Raw genomic sequence first — 17,753 nt, 5'->3', positions numbered from 1 at the left:
TGAAGAGTATGACGACCTATTGTTGTGGCATTTCACCTTATCATCCGGTTTGATAGGACTCCTTTCATATTATTCGAAAATGAAAAACAGACGGTGTTTACTTGATTTAGTGAGCACTAGTTCTATCGGCATCAGTGTCGCCTGTTCTGCTTTTGACTTTCATTGCATGTCACGCTTCGAAGCGTTATCTGTCGTCTGAGTCTCATAAAAATGAAGCTTCAGTTGTTACTAATAGAGCACAGAGCAGGCTTATAAAGTTTGTGAAATCACTAACTTAAATTAAATCAAAAGGGGACTGTTATAGGATAGAAAGCGGTTCATTTTCTTGCAAATTGTGAATAATTGCGTTAGTATGAAGGATGATAAATATATTATTGGAGGACAGTATGGTTACTTTGTCTAAAGAACAACATATGGATATGTTTTTGAAAATGGAACGTATTCGTGAATTTGATATGCGTATCAACAAGCTCGTTCGTCGCGGTTTTGTTCAAGGGATGACTCACTTTTCAGTTGGTGAAGAAGCAGCCAATGTTGGCGCTGTTGCACACTTGAGCTACGATGATCTTATCTTTTCTAACCACCGTGGTCATGGTCAATCAATCGCTAAAGATATGGATCTTAAAGGGATGATGGCTGAGCTTGCTGGTAAAGCGACAGGTGTTTCAAAAGGTCGTGGTGGATCAATGCACTTGGCAGACTTTGAAAAAGGTAACTACGGGACCAATGGTATCGTTGGTGGTGGATTTGCCCTAGCTACTGGTGCAGCCCTTACACAACAATATAAAGAAACTGGTAACATTGCCGTTGCTTTCTCAGGCGATGGTGCTACTAATGAAGGTTCATTCCATGAGTCAGTTAACATGGCGGCAACATGGAAATTACCAGTCATCTTCTTTATTATTAACAACCGTTATGGTATCTCTATGGATATCACTAAAGCAACCAACACGCCTCACCTCTACACTCGTGCCGAAGCATATGGCATTCCAGGTTTCTACTGTGAAGACGGTAACGATGTTTTAGCTGTATACGAAACAATGGGGAAAGCCGTGGAACATGTACGTGGCGGCAATGGCCCTGCTATCGTTGAGGTTGAATCTTACCGTTGGTTTGGGCACTCTACTTCTGATGCTGGTAAATACCGTTCTAAAGAAGAAGTGGCTGAGTGGAAAGAAAAAGATCCAATGCTTAAATACCGCGCTTATTTGACTGAAGAAGGTATTGCGACGGATGAAGAATTAGATGCTATCCAAGAGCAAGTTAAAGCAGAAGTTGATGAAGCTTACGAATTTGCTGAAAACAGCCCATTCCCAGAGCTTTCAGTAGCCTTTGAAGACGTATGGGTAGACTAAGGATAGAAAGGTAGAGGAAATAAATAATGACTGAAACAAAATTAATGGCATTACGTGAAGCCGTAAATCTTGCTATGTCTGAAGAAATGCGTAAAGACGACAACATCTTCCTTATGGGTGAAGACGTTGGTATTTATGGTGGTGACTTTGGGACTTCGGTAGGAATACTTGAAGAATTTGGTGCCAAACGTGTTAAAGATACGCCAATCTCAGAAGCTGCTATTTCAGGTGCGGCAATTGGAGCAGCCATCACTGGTCTGCGCCCAATCGTTGACGTTACCTTCATGGACTTTATCACTATCATGATGGATGCTATTGTTAACAACGGTGCTAAAAACAATTACATGTTTGGTGGTGGACTTAAAACACCGGTGACTTTCCGTGTAGCATCAGGTTCAGGTATCGGTTCTGCAGCGCAACACTCACAATCACTGGAAGCTTGGTTGACTCATATCCCAGGGATCAAGGTTGTTGCTCCAGGAAATGCTAACGAAGCAAAAGGGCTTTTGAAGTCTTCTATTCAAGACAACAACATTGTTATCTTTATGGAGCCAAAAGCACTTTATGGTAAAAAAGAAGAAGTTAATCAAGATCCAGACTTTTATATTCCACTTGGAAAAGGTGACATCAAGCGCGAAGGTAAAGACCTTACCATCGTTTCTTATGGACGTATGCTAGAACGCGTTCTCCAAGCAGCGCAGGAAGTTGCAGAAGAAGGTATTGATGTTGAAGTGGTTGACCCACGTACGTTGATTCCACTTGATTTGGATATGATCGTTGATTCTGTTAAGAAAACCGGCAAATTGATGTTAGTTAACGATGCCTACAAGACTGGTGGCTTCATTGGCGAAATCGCTGCTAAAGTAACGGAAAGCGAAGCTTTCGATTATCTTGATCATCCAATCGTTCGTTTGGCTTCAGAAGATGTTCCTGTGCCTTATGCGCGTGTTCTTGAACAAGCAATCTTACCAGATGTCGAGAAGATCAAAGAAGCTATTCGTAAGATGGCTAACAACGGTAACTAATCACGATAATTTGTTAAGATAAGAAGGGAAATGAGGGATGATTTCCGATCCCTCTTATCTATTTTTACGAAATAAGGGACTAATCCCAAATATTCTAGGAAAGGAATACTATGGCTGTCGAAATTATTATGCCGAAACTCGGTGTTGACATGGCTGAAGGTGAAATCATCGAATGGAAAAAAGCCGAAGGTGATACTGTCGCCGAAGGTGATGTTCTCCTTGAGATTATGTCAGACAAGACGAACATGGAAATCGAAGCAGAAGATTCAGGTGTTCTCTTGAAAATCACTCGCCAAGCTGGTGAGACGGTACCTGTAACCGAAACAATTGGTTATATTGGTGAAGCCGGTGAAGAAATTACAGAGGCTGCAGAAACAACAGCTGCACCTGCAGAGGAAGCAAGTTCAACAACAGAAGCAGCACCTGCTCCAGCAGCTAGTCCAACCCCCGCTCCTGCGGCTGCACCACAAGGAAAAGGTGTTAAAGTTCGAGCAACGCCAGCAGCTCGTAAAGCAGCTCGTGAGCAAGGGATTGACTTAGGCCTTGTTCCTGGTTCTGGCCCTAAAGGACGCGTTCACGCCCAAGATGTTGAAAACTTCAAAGGTGCCCAACCAAAAGCAACGCCACTGGCTCGCAAGATGGCTGAAGCAGAAGGACTTGATCTTGCGACCATCACAGGCTCTGGATTTGACGGTAAGGTTAAGAAAGCAGACGTTTTAGCGGCACTTGCTGCAGCTAAACCAGCCCAAGCTGAAGAATCAGCGCCTGCTAAAGAAGAAAAAGTGGTCGAACTTCCTGAAGGTGTTGAACACAAACCAATGTCAGCTATGCGTAAGGCGATCTCGAAGGGTATGACAAACTCTTACCTCACAGCGCCTACGTTTACGCTTAACTATGACATTGATATGACTGAAATGATAGCGCTTCGTAAGAAACTCATCGACCCAATCATGGCTAAGACAGGACTTAAAGTCAGCTTTACCGACTTGATTGGTATGGCAGTTGTTAAAACGTTGATGAAACCTGAGCATGAATATTTGAATGCCTCTCTTATCAATGATGCTAACGATATCGAGCTCCACCGTTTTGTTAACCTTGGTATTGCTGTAGGTCTTGACGATGGTCTTATCGTCCCAGTTGTTCATGGTGCAGATAAGATGAGCTTGTCAGACTTTGTTCTTGCTTCAAAAGACGTTATCAAGAAAGCTCAAAGCGGTAAACTCAAAGCGGCTGAAATGTCTGGTTCAACCTTCTCAATTACAAACTTGGGTATGTTTGGTACCAAGACCTTTAACCCAATCATTAACCAACCTAACTCGGCGATCCTTGGTGTCGGTGCTACTATCCCAACACCAACTGTTGTTGATGGAGAAATTGTGGCACGTCCAATCATGGCAATGTGCTTGACAATTGACCACCGTTTGGTTGATGGTATGAATGGGGCTAAATTCATGGTTGACCTCAAGAACTTGATGGAAAATCCATTTGAATTGCTTATCTGATCAGGTCAATAGCGTGCATTCATTTAATCTACTTTGAACAAAAACTAAAATGGGTTGAAGGAGAGTCAGTCGTCACAAGTTTCTAGACTTGTCTGTCTCAGTAAGACTAATAGACAGACCCTTTTCTCAAATACCCAATGTATCTTACGAAAGGAAATCAATAATGGCTGTTGAAATTATTATGCCAAAACTCGGTGTTGATATGGCCGAGGGTGAAATCATCGAGTGGAAAAAAGCTGAAGGTGACACTGTCGCTGAAGGTGATGTTCTTCTTGAAATCATGTCTGATAAAACAAACATGGAAATCGAAGCAGAAGACTCAGGTGTTCTCTTGAAAATCACTCGTCAAGCTGGTGAAACAGTTCCTGTAACCGAAACAATCGGTTACATTGGTGAGGCTGGTGAGGAAGTTGAAGTAGCTTCATCAGCGGCATCGGATGTTGATGTTGCTCGTACTACTGAAGATCTTGAGGCTGCAGGTCTTGAAGTGCCAAAAGCCCCAGCTCAAGAAGCTGCTCCAGCTGCTGAAAAAGCACCGCTCGCTGATAACGAATACGATATTATCGTTGTTGGTGGTGGCCCTGCAGGTTACTATGCGGCTATTCGAGGTGCTCAACTTGGTGGAAAAATTGCCATCGTTGAAAAATCAGAATTTGGTGGAACTTGCTTGAATGTCGGATGTATCCCAACTAAGACTTACCTCAAAAATGCTGAAATCCTTGATGGAATCAAACATGCAGCAGGCCGTGGTATCAACCTTGCTTCAACCAACTACACAATCGACATGGATAAAACCGTTGATTTTAAAAACTCTGTGGTTAAGAAATTGACCGGTGGTGTGGCAGGTCTTCTTAAAGCTAACAAAGTCACCATGTTCAACGGACTTGGACAAGTTAACCCTGACAAAACGGTTACTATTGGTTCAGAAACCATCAAGGGACGTAACATTATCCTTGCAACAGGATCAAAAGTCTCACGTATCAATATCCCAGGAATTGATTCTAAACTTGTTTTAACATCTGATGATATTCTTGACCTTCGTGAAATGCCAAAATCACTTGCTGTTATGGGTGGTGGTGTTGTCGGTATTGAGCTTGGTCTTGTATGGGCTTCATATGGTGTTGAAGTAACCGTTATTGAAATGGCTGACCGTATTATCCCTGCTATGGATAAAGAAGTTTCACTTGAACTTCAAAAAATCCTTACGAAAAAAGGCATGACCATCAAGACTTCTGTCGGTGTTGAAGAAATTGTTGAAGCTAACAACCAATTGACCTTGAAACTTAATGATGGTTCAGAAGTTGTTGCTGAAAAAGCCCTTCTTTCAATCGGTCGTGTACCACAAATGAACGGACTTGAAAACCTCAACCTTGAAATGGAACGCAACCGTATCAAAGTTGACGAATATCAAGAAACGTCAATTTCAGGTATCTATGCCCCAGGTGATATTAACGGAACTAAGATGCTTGCACACGCTGCTTACCGTATGGGTGAAGTTGCTGCTGAAAATGCGATCCATGGTAAAGTTCGTAAAGCAAACCTTGAGTTTACACCAGCTGCTGTTTACACGCATCCAGAAGTTGCCATGGTTGGTATGACTGAAGAAGATGCTCGTGCTAAATACGGTGACATTCTTATCGGTAAAAACAGCTTTACTGGTAACGGACGTGCTATTGCTTCTAACGAAGACCAAGGTTTTGTAAAAGTAATCGCAGACGCTAAGTACCATGAAATTCTTGGTGTTCATATCATTGGCCCAGCAGCTGCTGAGATGATCAATGAAGCAGCTACTATCATGGAAAATGAATTGACAGTAGATGAACTTCTTCTTTCAATTCACGGACACCCAACCTTCTCAGAAGTGATGTACGAAGCCTTTGCTGACGTATTGGGTGAAGCTATCCATAACCCACCAAAACGTAAATAAGCTTATTCTTATCTAACTACTGAAGTAATTGACAAGAAAGGGCGAATACCGTGGTGTGGTGTTTCGCCTAAACCATAAACAGCTCTTTATCAACTGGAGTTGCTTGACAGAGAGCTAATAACGAGAGAGAATCAGATTGATTCTCTCTTTTGTTGTGTTCAAAGCAAGATAAATCCATTTTTTGAAGTTTTCAAAGATTCGAAATCCAAAAGCATCTCGCTTAATGACTTTACTAATTTTTTAATTCAGTCATGTGTGAGTTCCTTAGTTTCATAAGTCTATGATCAGTTAGTTTTTGATTTCTTTAGAGTATGCATTGGTCAAAATCCCAGTAAGAAGAGGCTAACCCTAACTGAGGACAATCGTTCATTTTTATTAAGAACTATTTTTGCTCAGCTGGATTTTTTAAGAAAAGATAGCATGCCTTGATAATTGTGGTAATCAGTAAGTAATACAACCTAGAGATCGGCACGATAAAGGGTATCCAAAAGGATGAGAAAGTATCAGCTAAGTCATAGTTGATTTTCTTAGTAATTAGTTGTTCTTGCTAACTATCATCTGTTATTGTATAGTTTCCAACTTGCGAGATATCAAAATCTTGTTATTTGCTAACGTTTGCATTATACTAAAAGGGTACGATTTTGCACACGCAAATTAGCTAACATAAAGGAGTTTTTCGATGAAATATATTGTCAATACCAGTAACAACCCACATTACAATATTGCCCTTGAAGCTTACGCTTTTCGCGAATTAGTTGATGAGGATGAATTGTTTATTCTCTGGATCAATGAGCCAGCTATTATCATCGGTCGTCATCAAAATGCTATAGAAGAAATCAACAAAGAATACACTGACGCACACGGTATTCATATTGCTCGCCGTTTGTCAGGTGGCGGTGCTGTTTACCATGACTTGAACAACCTTAACTACACCATTATTTCTAACAAAGTTGGGGAAGGTTCTTTTGATTTCGAGACATTTTCAAAACCTGTTATTGACACCTTGGCAAAATTAGGAGTAAAAGCCGAATTTTCAGGTCGTAATGACCTTGAGATTGATGGTAAAAAAATCGCTGGAAATGCTCAAGCCTACCACAAAGGTCGCATGATGCACCACGGTTGCCTTCTTTTTGATGTGGATATGACGGTCTTAGGAGATGCTCTAAAAGTAAGTAAGGATAAAATTGAGTCTAAAGGTGTTAAGTCAGTTCGTTCTCGTGTGACAAATATCAATAATGAATTGCCAGAAAAAATGACTATTTTGGAATTCCAAGAAGCTCTTTTGGATCAAATGAAAGAAGAATATCCTGACATGACAGAGTATGTCTTTTCAGATGAAGAATTGGCAGCTATCCAAAAATCATATGAGGATCAGTTCAATACATGGGAATGGATCTTTGGATCATCACCAGAATACACTGTTTCACGCGCTGTCCGTTATCCAGCTGGTAAAATCACAACTTATGCAAATGTTCAAAACTCAATCATTGAAGGGTTAACGATTTACGGAGATTTCTTTGGTGTCAAACCAGCTAAAGACATCGAAGAACTTCTAGTTGGCACTCGCTATGAGTACAAAGATGTTCTAGCAAAATTGCAAACCATTGATACGACACAATACTTCTCACGCATGACAACTGAAGAAGTTGCTAAAGCGATTGTGGCTTAATCATCAAAAAATCATCTCCGAAAAGGGAGATGACTTTTTTATTCAAGAATCAACATGTCGTCCTTGATAGCAAATGGATTATCTTGGTTGATACGATCATAGAACATGATGCCGTTGGTATGGTCTATTTCGTGTTGAACCACGATAGAGTTGTAACCTCTGAGTTTGACTTTATGTTTTTGACCATCTTTATCAAAATATTCCACAGTGACACGGGAATGACGAACGACATAACCTTCAACAGCTCGGTCAACAGATAGACAACCTTCACCGTCCGCCAGTGCAGCATCCTGAACAGAATGTGCGACAATTTTAGGATTGTACATCACTTCTTGGAGACTGTAGGCTTCCTTAGGGGGATTGCCCTCTTCATCTTCTGGATTTGGCACTAAAACAGCGATGATACGTTTAGAAATGTCTAATTGTGGTGCGGCTAAACCAACACCAGCACGAAGACCAAGTTTTTCAGCCATAACAGGATCTTGTGAGTGTTTCAAAAATTGCATCATCTTTTCACCAAGAATAACCTCTTGGTCTGATAATGGAAAAGTAACGTTTTCGGCTTTTGCTCGAAGCGTAGGGTTTCCCTCACGGATAATATCATTCATATCAATTAAATGAGGGGCTTTAGTTATTTTTTCAATAGGTGACATAAGATTTCCTTTACTAAATGTATAGATAGATTTCGCACCTTTTACTATATCACAAAATGAAAGTCAATTAAAGTTTTGATCATATGGAGAAAAAAGTGATTTTAGATAAAATAATTCGCCATTAAATTTAACAAGTCACGATTGCTTTATTAAAGTGAGTTATTTTTGTTAAGAAAGCAGGATACTTATCTTTCCATAGTTGTAGCCGGATGACTTTTACCAATCTGGGCATTATTGACATATCAGCATTGCTTGATGTCATACCTCAGCCAGAGCTAAGTGGCGTTAAGGAGATTTTGCTGGGACTGGTTACCACATCGAGAATGGAAACACTTGTAACAGTCAAAAGTGGCGATTAAAAATGGCTAATCATATCTGTCACCTTCTTCGTCTTAGGGGACTTGGTGAGGGTTCGTTCCAAACGCTTACTAGGTTTGCTAGTGACAATCCCAATAACCCTTTCATTAACAATCTCAGCCAAAAACTTGGCAGTCTGGATCTGAAAGATTACCTGATAAGAGGACTTTCCAACTGCTCACTCGTTCCGTTTAAGGAGTTTATTTTAGAAAAAATAGTAGCTTTTTAAATGAGCTTATGCTAAAATACTTAAAGCGTAGGTTTTTAAATTCATCCCGTGAGGTGAAAAAGACATCAAAGAAAGCTCAAAAGTCATTCAGCGACCATGACGGATGATTTTTAGAGTATAATATTTGAGGGCCTATGACTATATTAGATAGCTGGGTCCTTTTGTGTAGGCAAAAGGGGTTGTATTCGTAAAGGATATGACTTTTTGTATACCCAGAGAAAGAGGAAATATGTCACACAATCATTCCATCGCTGATGATCATTCCGTCATCGATGTAGACCTTCATAAAGTTGATTTGCTTTTAGACGTTAATGAGAGTCCAGCCTTTGGAAAAGGACTTCTTCTCAGTTTCCAGCACGTCTTTGCGATGTTTGGCGCCACTATATTGGTTCCCTTAATTTTAGGCATGCCAGTCTCAGTAGCTCTTTTTGCATCAGGGATAGGGACCTTGATTTACCAAGTGGCTACCCAATTTAAGGTGCCAGTTTACTTGGGGTCGTCATTTGCCTACATCACCGCAATGGCTACAGCCATGAAGGCTATGGGGGGAGATATTTCGGCAGCACAAACAGGTGTCTTCTTTGTTGGTCTCATTTACGTGCTTATAGCAGGTTTGGTTCGACTAGTTGGAACATCTTGGATTGACAAGCTCTTACCACCTATTGTTATTGGTCCGATGATTATTGTTATCGGTCTGGGATTGGCGAGTTCGGCAGTTACCAATGCCGGTTTTGTTGATGACGCAGATTGGCGCAACATTTTAGTTGCATTTGTCACTTTCTTGATTGCAGCCTTCATCAATACCAGTGGCAGAGGTTTCATCAAGATTATTCCCTTTCTCTTTGCTATTATCGGCGGTTACATTTTAGCAGCGCTACTTGGTTTGGTTGACTTTAAGCCAGTGACAGATGCGGCTTGGTTTGAAGTGCCACAATTCTATCTTCCTTTTAAAACAGGTATCTTCAAATCTTATGAGATGTATTTTGGTCCTGAAATGTTAGCCATTCTTCCGATTGCAGTTGTGACGATTGCCGAGCATATCGGAGATCACACCGTACTTGGTCAAATTACTGGTCGTCAATACCTTAAAGATCCGGGTCTCAAACGGACCTTGGTTGGTGATGGTGTGGCGACAGCAGTATCTGCTTTTATCGGTGGACCAGCCAATACGACCTATGGTGAGAATACTGGTGTTATCGGGATGACTCGGATTGCTTCAGTGTCTGTTATTCGAAATGCAGCCTTTATCGCTATCGCCTTTTCATTCTTTGGGAAATTCACAGCCTTGATTTCAACAATTCCTAATGCAGTTCTTGGTGGAATGTCGATCCTTCTCTATGGCGTTATCGCTAGCAACGGACTTAAAGTTCTGATCGAGCGTCGTGTGGATTTTGGCCAAGTACGTAACCTTATCATTGCGAGTGCCATGCTTGTTCTTGGACTTGGTGGCGCAGTGCTTGATCTAGGTTCTTTAACCTTATCAGGAACAGCCCTCAGTGCTATTGTTGGTGTTGTCCTCAATTTAGTCTTACCAGCAGCGCCTAAAGAAAACTAAGTTTTATATCAAAAATCCTCGGCTAGATATCATTCTAACTGAGGATTTTGCTTTATGGGTAAGGGTGCTATTAGTTATTCTTGAATGGCTAGCTGCTCAAGTTCTTTTCTATTGATGATTTCATAATGTTTGAAAGTTGTTTTAGAAATGAGTTCATCTGTGATCAGTTGCTTAACCACTCGGCCTAAATGCCTGTATGAAGTCCCAAAGGAATCAGCCAGAAGCGTTAATTCTAAACTAAATATTCCTTGACTTTCTGTGTTAAGGATATGACTGGCCAAACGTTCTTTAACAGAATAACTGACATTGGCAGAAGAGCTAATATTTTGTTGGTAACATTTTTGAGCGATTTCACGACCGACCTGATAGAGAAACAGTGGGTCTGATAGCAGTTCTGTTTTGTCAAAGAGTGGCAGTTGTACCAAAGTGCATTCTTCCAAAGCAATAACAGAAGAAACTGCCGGTCTTTTGGTCATCAACTCGATGTCACCGATAATGGTCGGTTTCTCTAATGTTTCTAGCAGATGATCTTTCCCATTGGCAGATTGACGGATAACCTTAGCTTTTCCAGCAAAGAAATAAGCGATGAAATCCAAGTCGTCACCTTGAGAACAAATAACCTGCCCTTTGTTATAAGTGATTACTTGAAGTTGTTTATGGTAATTTTTGGGAAAGAAGTGAGCTAAATTGGAATCTTTCAGGTAATGGTCTAGTGTCTTTACATTTGAAATCATTTTCAACATCCTTTTTAGGACATAGGTCCTATTGATATGAGTTTAGATTCATTATACTGAGCATAGTTTAATTATGCAAGAAAGGTTCCCCATGAAATCAACCCTTGAAAGAGCTAGTTTGCTCTCCTTATCCTTAATGATGGTCTCAACTTTTGCGGTTTCACCGGCCCTCCCTCAAATGATTGCCCATTTTGAGAAAGATGGCTTTACGGCATCGCAAATTGAGCGTTTAATCCCCTTGTCGTCTTTTGCTATTATCGCCATCCTTCTATTAACCCCCTTTATTAATCGTTTTTTGAAGGAAAGAGGCGTGATCGTCATCGGGCTTTTGCTACTCTCTATTGGTGGTAGTTTGCCAGTCTTTTTTCAAGCCTATCCTCTTATTTTCCTATCAAGACTTCTTTTAGGGGCTGGGATTGGCATGCTCAACGCGCGTGCCATTAATATCATCAGCGAGCGTTTTACAGGTAACGAGCGAACCCGTATGCTGGGCCTTAGAGGATCTATGGAAGTGCTAGGGTCGGCTTTGCTGACCTTCTTGGCAGGTCAACTCTTAAACATTTCCTGGTCAGCGTCTTTCTCCGTTTATGGCCTAGGGCTGTTTATCTTGTTTCTTTACCTAACGTTTGTTCCTGATATGCCCCATCAGGAAAAGTTGACTGAGAATCATGAAAAGTCGGCTAAACTCTCCAGTCAGCAGTTTATGTATAGTCTTGGTATCGCCTTTTATGCGGGCTTTATTATCCTGGTTAACTCCTCGGTTACTATCCGGATTCCTCAGGTCGTTGAGCAGCTAGGTCTTGGAACAGCCTCTCAGTCTAGTATTCTACTGAGCGCCATGATGATTATGGGAATTTTAGCTGGGACGCTTTATTCATCCTTGATGGCTTTTTTGGGAAATTATTTTCAAGTTGGTGTTAGTCTGATTTTTGGTTTAGCTTGCTTAATGCTTTGGCAGGCTGATAGTTGGTTACTTCTAGTTATTGGTGCTCTAACATCAGGATTCTTCTATTCTCTAGCGGTCACCTATGCCTTTCACACCATCGCAGAAAAAATACCAGCTCATCTGCTCGCCACCGCAACCATATTGGTACTCTTAGGGTGTAATCTGGGAGGAGGTTCAACAGCCTTCGCCCTACAATTATTAACTAGATTTGCGCCAGCGCCGACAGCGGTCTTTGGCTTGTACAGCCTCCTTATCCTAAGCATGGCGGCTGTCTTGATAGCAGCTCTGCTATTTTCCAAAAAGAAAAAAATTGACCACAGGTCAGGAATTTGATAGAATAGATAAAGCTGGAAGCAGCTAAACCAACTTTTTCTTGGTTTTAGGAGTGCCAATCCTAGGACTCGGATAAAGCAAAAAAAGGAGAATATATTATGGCAATCTCAAAAGAGAAAAAAAATGAAATCATTTCACAATACGCTCGTCACGAAGGTGATACAGGCTCAGTTGAAGTTCAAGTAGCAGTGCTTACTTGGGAAATCAACCACCTCAACTCACATATCAAAGAACACAAAAAAGACCACGCTACTTACCGTGGTTTGATGAAGAAAATCGGCCACCGTCGTAACTTGTTGGCATACCTACGCCGCACTGACGTTAACCGTTACCGTGATCTTATCCAATCTCTTGGTCTTCGTCGTTAAGACAAGAAGTCTAGGATGGATGGAGATGGCAAGCGCCTTAAGCCTTAAGTCATTGCTTTAGAAGCTGACTTAATGACGCTACCTGTCTTTAATCAAGATGATCGAAAAACTCTCCTGGTTTCAGGGGAGTTTTTTTGCGGATAAGAAGAGTTACTTTTTCTCCTGAACAGCGACCTGCATTTTAATGAACATATTTCTCTGTTGTTCAAGCAGGTTTGGTTGCTCATGGACGACCTCGCAGATGTAAGGACCAGTTGGTTTTAACCCTTTAGCCTCCAGTGCTTTGAAAAAAAGAGGCAGCTGTGAAATCTCTTCCTCAAAGGAATAACAGTAGCTGATAGCATATTGTCCGGCAGCTAGGGTGACCTTTTGGATCTGAGGTGATTGGAAGTAAGGATTGTGAAAGAGAACAAATTGTGTTGACACCCAGTTCTGTTGCCTAAACTGTTCGGCTTGCATGAGAGATCCGATTTTACCAAAGTGTTCATAAAAGGGATTATGCGAAAAAATCTCTTGCTTTAAATAGCGCAAATAAATTTCATACTCTTCATTAGTCATTTGATAGATATTTCGGGATAACTCAAAAGTCCAAATGAAACGCTCGGGCATTGTCACAATAGCAAGTTCCCTGCTGGATTTATGCTCGGTGTAAAGCAGAGCACCTTTGCGAAAAGCGTCGATCTCTGCGATCCGATGTTCCAAGGCTTCTTTTTCTTGAAGCAACTCCTGATAGCGATTTTCGATTAATTGATGAAGATGGGGACTTGTCTTATCTGACAAGATTTTTTTAATGTCTTCCAACGAAAAGTCGAGTTGTCTTAGGTATTGAATAGCGTCCACAATGGAAGATTGATTGAGATGGTAGTAGCGATAATTCGTTTCCTCATCAATCTGGTAGGGACGAAGCAGACCAATCTTATCGTAAAAGCGTAAGGTACGGATAGAAATATTGTTCAGTTTGGAGAATTCTCCGATACGTAAAATAGTTTTCATGTTTTTTTAGACTCTCTATTGACTCTCTAGTTACTAGAGACATTATACTATAATTGTGAAAACGATAACAAATAAAAAGGAGGGTTTACAATGAAAAACTCTAAAGTACGTGTCGTTCAATATGGTTGTGGAAAAATGTCGAAAGTATTGCTTCGCTACTTGTTGGATCATGGGGCTGAGATTGTTGGTGCTATTGATAATAATCCAGCAGTTGTCGGACAGGACATTGGTGATTTTGCAGACTTAGGTTACAAAACAGGCGTTACCATCTCAAGTGATGCTGAAGCAGTTTTTTCAAGCTGTGATGCCGATATTGCCATTGTTACTATTTTCTCCTATATGCCGGAAATGTACGAGTTTTACGAAACAGCCATCAAACATGGCGTTAACGTCATTTCAACCTGCGAAGAAGCGATCTACCCTTGGACAACTTCCCCATCAGAAACCAACCGTTTGGATAAACTGGCTAAACAACATGGTGTAACGATTATGGGATCTGGTATGCAAGATATTTACTGGATTAATATGCCGTGTCTAATGATGGCAGGGGTCAATAAGATTACAAAGATTAAAGGAGCAGTTAGCTACAATGTTGAAGATTACGGCTTGGCACTGGCAGAAGCGCATGGTGCAGGATATGACATAGATCGTTTTGACAAAGAAATTGCCGCTGCTGAAAGCTTGCCATCTTACATGTGGAATGCTGCTGAGGGGATTTGTTCGAAAATGAATTGGACCATCAAAGACATTTCTCAAAAGAGCGTCCCTTATATTTTAGATGAAACCATTTATTCTGAAACGCTTGGCCGCTCTATCCCAGCAGGTGATGTGACCGGTATGTCGGCAGTAACAACCATCCACACTCATCAAGGAATCACTTTAGAAGTTGAATGTATTGGAAAAGTCTATCGTGAAGACGATGGAGACATGTGTGATTGGGAAATTATTGGAGAACCAGACTTGGTATTCTCTGTCAGCAAGCCTGATACAGTCGCTCATACCTGCGCAACCATCGTCAATCGTATCCCAACTGTACTTGATGCACCAGCAGGTTTTGTAACCTGTGAAAAAGCGCGTGATGTCGAATACTTGACCTATCCGATGCATACTTACCTTGATTAGAAATTCCATAATAAAGAAAGAATAATTAAAAAATAATAACACTAAAACCACAACATACCCATTTGATAACCACAAGTGTTGCAAAAGGGGTTGTGGTTTTTAGTGTGTCCTGAGCCGGTGACAAGAATATTGGAAGTTGAGAAAGAGGGTCCTGTAAGCTTTTTTATGATAGTAATAGCAGATGAAGGAAGCACCTTAAGCTTTGAAGGCACTTGGTGAAAAATGAAGGGGAAAGATGATAGTTATCTGACATATGACTTAAGTCATCAACTTGCTCTTTAAAACTATCAGAGAAGGTTATATTAAAAAATAAAGGAGTCATTCTTTAAGAATAATTTAAGGATGTAACACTATTATGAAAATAGAATCCGGTTTATCTATTGGATTTCCCATTTGGATAATCAAATAAAGTCATCTAAGGGGGATAACTGTTATTTTATGGTAAAAAAGAATACAAAAAAATAACAGTTAAATATTGTTTTTATAATGTAAATATTATATTATAAAATGGCTGTTTATAATTTATTAAAGAGTGACCAATTTTTTAAGGAAATCAGGAGGTAACGATGTTTTTAAATCAAAAACAACGCTTTTCTATTCGTAAATATTCATTTGGAGCAGCATCTGTTCTTTTAGGAACTGTTCTTTTAGGTCTAGCTGTACCTGAAGTATCAGCTGATAGTGTACAAGAGGGGACTATTGAGCAATTCTCTAGTACGGATAATGTAGCTCAGTCAAATGCAGGAAGCACTGGAATGGAAGCGGTTGCCAAAGAACCGGTTTCCGAAACAGACGCAATGTCTACCGTCTCAGCTAGTTCAGAAACAAGCAACGCTGAGGTGTCAGAAAGCCAAAACCAAGAAATAACAGCTCCTGCGCCTACCGAAGTTGATGAAGAAGCACAACCAGTTAGTACTGAAGCAGAAACAATGCAACCAGCACAGTTGAACGCTGAGGCTGGTGAAGAAGAAATAGATTGGGATGCTGAAAATAAAGTATTTCAAGCTGCAATAAATGCCCTTAGAGAAGCAGAAGAGGCTTTTAAAGCTGTTGAAACTAAAATAGCTGAATTGAAAGCTAAAGGTGCTCTGATTAGTTCTGCCGATAAAAATGAAGTAACTCAATTGAATAATGCACTTGCCGAGAAGAAGAATACAGTGTGGAAATTGGTTCAAGAATTGAGAACTGATGCGTTTAAAAATTCACTTACGGAAGAACTTAACAAAATTAATCCAATTCAAGTACCCGAAGAGAGAGATACTGGAAGAGAAAGTAACGGTCAAGCTTCCGGTGATGATATAGAAGATAAAACGGCTGAATCTAATGTACCAAAAGTAGATACTCCGAAAGTAGAACAAAAGGCTGGAACTGAAGGTGGAGATAAAGATGAGAGCGCGTCAATAGATGAAGCAATAAAAGCTGTTAATGCTGCTGAAGAAGCGTTAGATAATGTTAGAAGTAAAATAGTTGAATTGAATGGTAAAGGTGTTATTAACTCAACGGATAAATTTCTAGTAGAGAAACTGAATGCTGAAGTAGAAGAATTAAAGCAACAAGCATATTCATTGGTTCATGATTTAAAAAATGATATACGCAAAGAAGGGTTGCTACTCCGTCTGGCTGGTATTAAAACAGCTGAAGTAAAAGTCAATGACACAAATCACAATGGTCGCCCGGATGATATAGATGATGCTCTTGAAGAGGCTGAAAAAGCAGTAGATGCGGCAGAAGAAGCGGAGAAAACAGGGGATGCTATAGAAATAAAAAATGCAAAAGACAATGCGACTTTGTTAGTTAACAAGTTGAATAGCATTCCTGAATCAAAGGAATTAATTGGCCGACTTAATAGAATTCAAATACCTGAAGCAAGTGATGTTGAAAAAGAACTGGATGACCAACCAGACAATGGGGAAGAACCAAAGGCGGATGAGGAGGAAACTACCAAGGCAGCGGAAGGAGCAGTTGAAGCAGATGGTGTTGTCAATCCAGCAGAAAAACAAGAAGTCGATGCATTAAATGCAGAAGTAACTAAGAGCAAAAAATTAGCAGAACAGTTCGTTGATACTTTGCCAGAAAATTCAGAAACAAAAGAACTCAAAGACCGTCTTTCAAAAGTCACCACTTCAGAAGTAAAGGTCAACGATGCCGATAGTAATGGTAAAGAAGATGCTGAAGAAGCTGAAGTCCTCAGGGTTGTTAAAAATGCTGTCGCGACTGCCGAGCAAGTTGCTCAATCTGCTAAAACCAAAAAAGCCGAAGCTGAAGCAGATGGTGTAGTAACGGAAGCAGAAAAAGCAGAAGTAGATAAGTTAAATTCCCGAATAACGGATAGTAAGAAACAGCTAAGCACCCTGCTTGACAATTTATCAGCCAGTACTGAAACGGCTACCATCAAAGACCGTCTTTCAAAAGTCACCACTTCAGAAGTCACTGTTGGCACTGCTGATAATAAGGTCAAATCCGATAAACCGGACACTGCCATTGCTAGGGCTGACTTCTATACGACATCAACTGAGATTAAAGCTAAAGCTGCTGCAGCAAAGAAAACAGCAGTTGAAGCAGATGGTGTTGTCAATCCAGCAGAAAAACAAGAAGTCGATGCATTAAATGCAGAAGTAACTAAGAGCAAAAAATTAGCAGAACAGTTCGTTGATACTTTGCCAGAAAATTCAGAAACAAAAGAACTCAAAGACCGTCTTTCAAAAGTCACCACTTCAGAAGTAAAGGTCAACGATGCCGATAGTAATGGTAAAGAAGATGCTGAAGAAGCTGAAGTCCTCAGGGTTGTTAAAAATGCTGTCGCGACTGCCGAGCAAGTTGCTCAATCTGCTAAAACCAAAAAAGCCGAAGCTGAAGCAGATGGTGTAGTAACGGAAGCAGAAAAAGCAGAAGTAGATAAGTTAAATTCCCGAATAACGGATAGTAAGAAACAGCTAAGCACCCTGCTTGACAATTTATCAGCCAGTACTGAAACGGCTACCATCA

The 17,753-nt window shown here is 40.5% G+C and carries 12 protein-coding genes and 2 pseudogenes; 11 read left to right on the top strand and 3 right to left on the bottom strand.

The genetic code is table 11. From position 1 onward, the window contains the following. The first annotated feature begins 386 nt into the window (after positions 1–386). From ABP870_RS06480 to ABP870_RS06460, 6 genes and pseudogenes are all read left to right on the top strand, one after another. The gene (locus ABP870_RS06480) at positions 387–1,355 is read left to right on the top strand and encodes a thiamine pyrophosphate-dependent dehydrogenase E1 component subunit alpha (protein ID WP_062711320.1); all 969 of its coding nucleotides are present in this window, start codon (positions 387–389) and stop codon (positions 1,353–1,355) included. Positions 1,356–1,381: 26 nt separating this feature from the next. Further along, positions 1,382–2,380 carry an alpha-ketoacid dehydrogenase subunit beta gene (locus ABP870_RS06475; RefSeq protein ID WP_350014633.1) on the top strand — a complete coding sequence of 333 codons (999 nt, stop codon included), beginning with the start codon at positions 1,382–1,384 and terminating at the stop codon, positions 2,378–2,380. A gap of 110 nt (positions 2,381–2,490) precedes the next feature. Further along, positions 2,491–2,655 (top strand): annotated as a pseudogene (locus ABP870_RS10660) (biotin/lipoyl-containing protein); the annotation flags it as partial. 159 nt (positions 2,656–2,814) lie between these two features. Beyond that, positions 2,815–3,882 (top strand): annotated as a pseudogene (locus ABP870_RS06470) (dihydrolipoamide acetyltransferase); the annotation flags it as partial. Positions 3,883–4,045: 163 nt separating this feature from the next. Beyond that, positions 4,046–5,809 carry a dihydrolipoyl dehydrogenase gene (gene lpdA, locus ABP870_RS06465; RefSeq protein ID WP_350014631.1) on the top strand — a complete coding sequence of 588 codons (1,764 nt, stop codon included), beginning with the start codon at positions 4,046–4,048 and terminating at the stop codon, positions 5,807–5,809. Positions 5,810–6,488: 679 nt separating this feature from the next. Further along, the gene (locus ABP870_RS06460; RefSeq protein WP_350014630.1) at positions 6,489–7,478 is read left to right on the top strand and encodes a lipoate--protein ligase; all 990 of its coding nucleotides are present in this window, start codon (positions 6,489–6,491) and stop codon (positions 7,476–7,478) included. 38 nt (positions 7,479–7,516) lie between these two features. On the opposite strand, the gene def is transcribed toward ABP870_RS06460, so the two are convergent. Next, on the bottom strand, positions 7,517–8,131 hold the full coding sequence (gene def / locus ABP870_RS06455; protein ID WP_350014629.1) for a peptide deformylase: 615 nt from the start codon (positions 8,129–8,131) through the stop codon (positions 7,517–7,519). Between the two features lie 815 nt (positions 8,132–8,946). On the opposite strand from def, the gene ABP870_RS06450 reads away from it, so the two are divergent. Next, entirely contained in the window at positions 8,947–10,272 is a 1,326-nt protein-coding gene (locus ABP870_RS06450; RefSeq protein WP_350014628.1) for a uracil-xanthine permease family protein, read from the top strand. Between the two features lie 74 nt (positions 10,273–10,346). Here the strand turns inward: ABP870_RS06450 and ABP870_RS06445 are convergent, their stop codons facing one another. Next, positions 10,347–11,006: a cyclic nucleotide-binding domain-containing protein gene (locus tag ABP870_RS06445; RefSeq protein WP_350014627.1), complete on the bottom strand. Its 660-nt coding sequence runs from the start codon at positions 11,004–11,006 to the stop codon at positions 10,347–10,349. Positions 11,007–11,097: 91 nt separating this feature from the next. Between ABP870_RS06445 and ABP870_RS06440 the strand changes: the two genes are divergently transcribed. Then, complete coding sequence (locus tag ABP870_RS06440) at positions 11,098–12,285, top strand: MFS transporter (RefSeq protein WP_350014626.1); 1,188 nt, start codon at positions 11,098–11,100, stop codon at positions 12,283–12,285. Between the two features lie 98 nt (positions 12,286–12,383). Next, positions 12,384–12,653 (top strand): 30S ribosomal protein S15, encoded by a 270-nt coding sequence (rpsO, locus tag ABP870_RS06435; RefSeq protein ID WP_350014625.1) that lies wholly within the window; start codon positions 12,384–12,386, stop codon positions 12,651–12,653. Positions 12,654–12,803: 150 nt separating this feature from the next. Here rpsO and ABP870_RS06430 read toward each other — a convergent pair whose 3' ends face one another. Beyond that, on the bottom strand, positions 12,804–13,646 hold the full coding sequence (locus tag ABP870_RS06430; protein WP_350014624.1) for a MerR family transcriptional regulator: 843 nt from the start codon (positions 13,644–13,646) through the stop codon (positions 12,804–12,806). A gap of 90 nt (positions 13,647–13,736) precedes the next feature. Here ABP870_RS06430 and ABP870_RS06425 point away from each other — a divergent pair, with 90 nt between their 5' ends. Both ABP870_RS06425 and ABP870_RS06420 read left to right on the top strand, forming a co-directional pair. Next, on the top strand, positions 13,737–14,768 hold the full coding sequence (locus tag ABP870_RS06425) for an NAD(P)H-dependent amine dehydrogenase family protein (protein ID WP_350014623.1): 1,032 nt from the start codon (positions 13,737–13,739) through the stop codon (positions 14,766–14,768). Between the two features lie 566 nt (positions 14,769–15,334). Beyond that, positions 15,335–17,753: GA-like domain-containing protein (locus ABP870_RS06420; protein WP_350014622.1), on the top strand; the 2,419-nt coding region annotated here is incomplete at its 3' end.

The sequence above is a fragment of the Streptococcus jiangjianxini genome (genome assembly GCF_040225085.1).
Lineage (GTDB): Bacteria > Bacillota > Bacilli > Lactobacillales > Streptococcaceae > Streptococcus > Streptococcus jiangjianxini.
The sequence above is the reverse complement of the archived record's forward strand: the minus strand, read 5'-3'. Positions and strand labels throughout refer to the sequence as shown.

Excerpts from the sequence above, each read along its gene's own strand:
- ABP870_RS06480 (WP_062711320.1), top strand. The coding sequence starts at position 387 with ATGGTTACTTTGTCTAAAGAACAACATATGGATATGTTTTTGAAAATG.
- ABP870_RS06475 (WP_350014633.1), top strand. The coding sequence starts at position 1,382 with ATGACTGAAACAAAATTAATGGCATTACGTGAAGCCGTAAATCTTGCT.
- lpdA (WP_350014631.1), top strand. The coding sequence starts at position 4,046 with ATGGCTGTTGAAATTATTATGCCAAAACTCGGTGTTGATATGGCCGAG.
- ABP870_RS06460 (WP_350014630.1), top strand. The coding sequence starts at position 6,489 with ATGAAATATATTGTCAATACCAGTAACAACCCACATTACAATATTGCC.
- def (WP_350014629.1), bottom strand. The coding sequence starts at position 8,131 with ATGTCACCTATTGAAAAAATAACTAAAGCCCCTCATTTAATTGATATG.
- ABP870_RS06450 (WP_350014628.1), top strand. The coding sequence starts at position 8,947 with ATGTCACACAATCATTCCATCGCTGATGATCATTCCGTCATCGATGTA.
- ABP870_RS06445 (WP_350014627.1), bottom strand. The coding sequence starts at position 11,006 with ATGATTTCAAATGTAAAGACACTAGACCATTACCTGAAAGATTCCAAT.
- ABP870_RS06440 (WP_350014626.1), top strand. The coding sequence starts at position 11,098 with ATGAAATCAACCCTTGAAAGAGCTAGTTTGCTCTCCTTATCCTTAATG.
- rpsO (WP_350014625.1), top strand. The coding sequence starts at position 12,384 with ATGGCAATCTCAAAAGAGAAAAAAAATGAAATCATTTCACAATACGCT.
- ABP870_RS06430 (WP_350014624.1), bottom strand. The coding sequence starts at position 13,646 with ATGAAAACTATTTTACGTATCGGAGAATTCTCCAAACTGAACAATATT.
- ABP870_RS06425 (WP_350014623.1), top strand. The coding sequence starts at position 13,737 with ATGAAAAACTCTAAAGTACGTGTCGTTCAATATGGTTGTGGAAAAATG.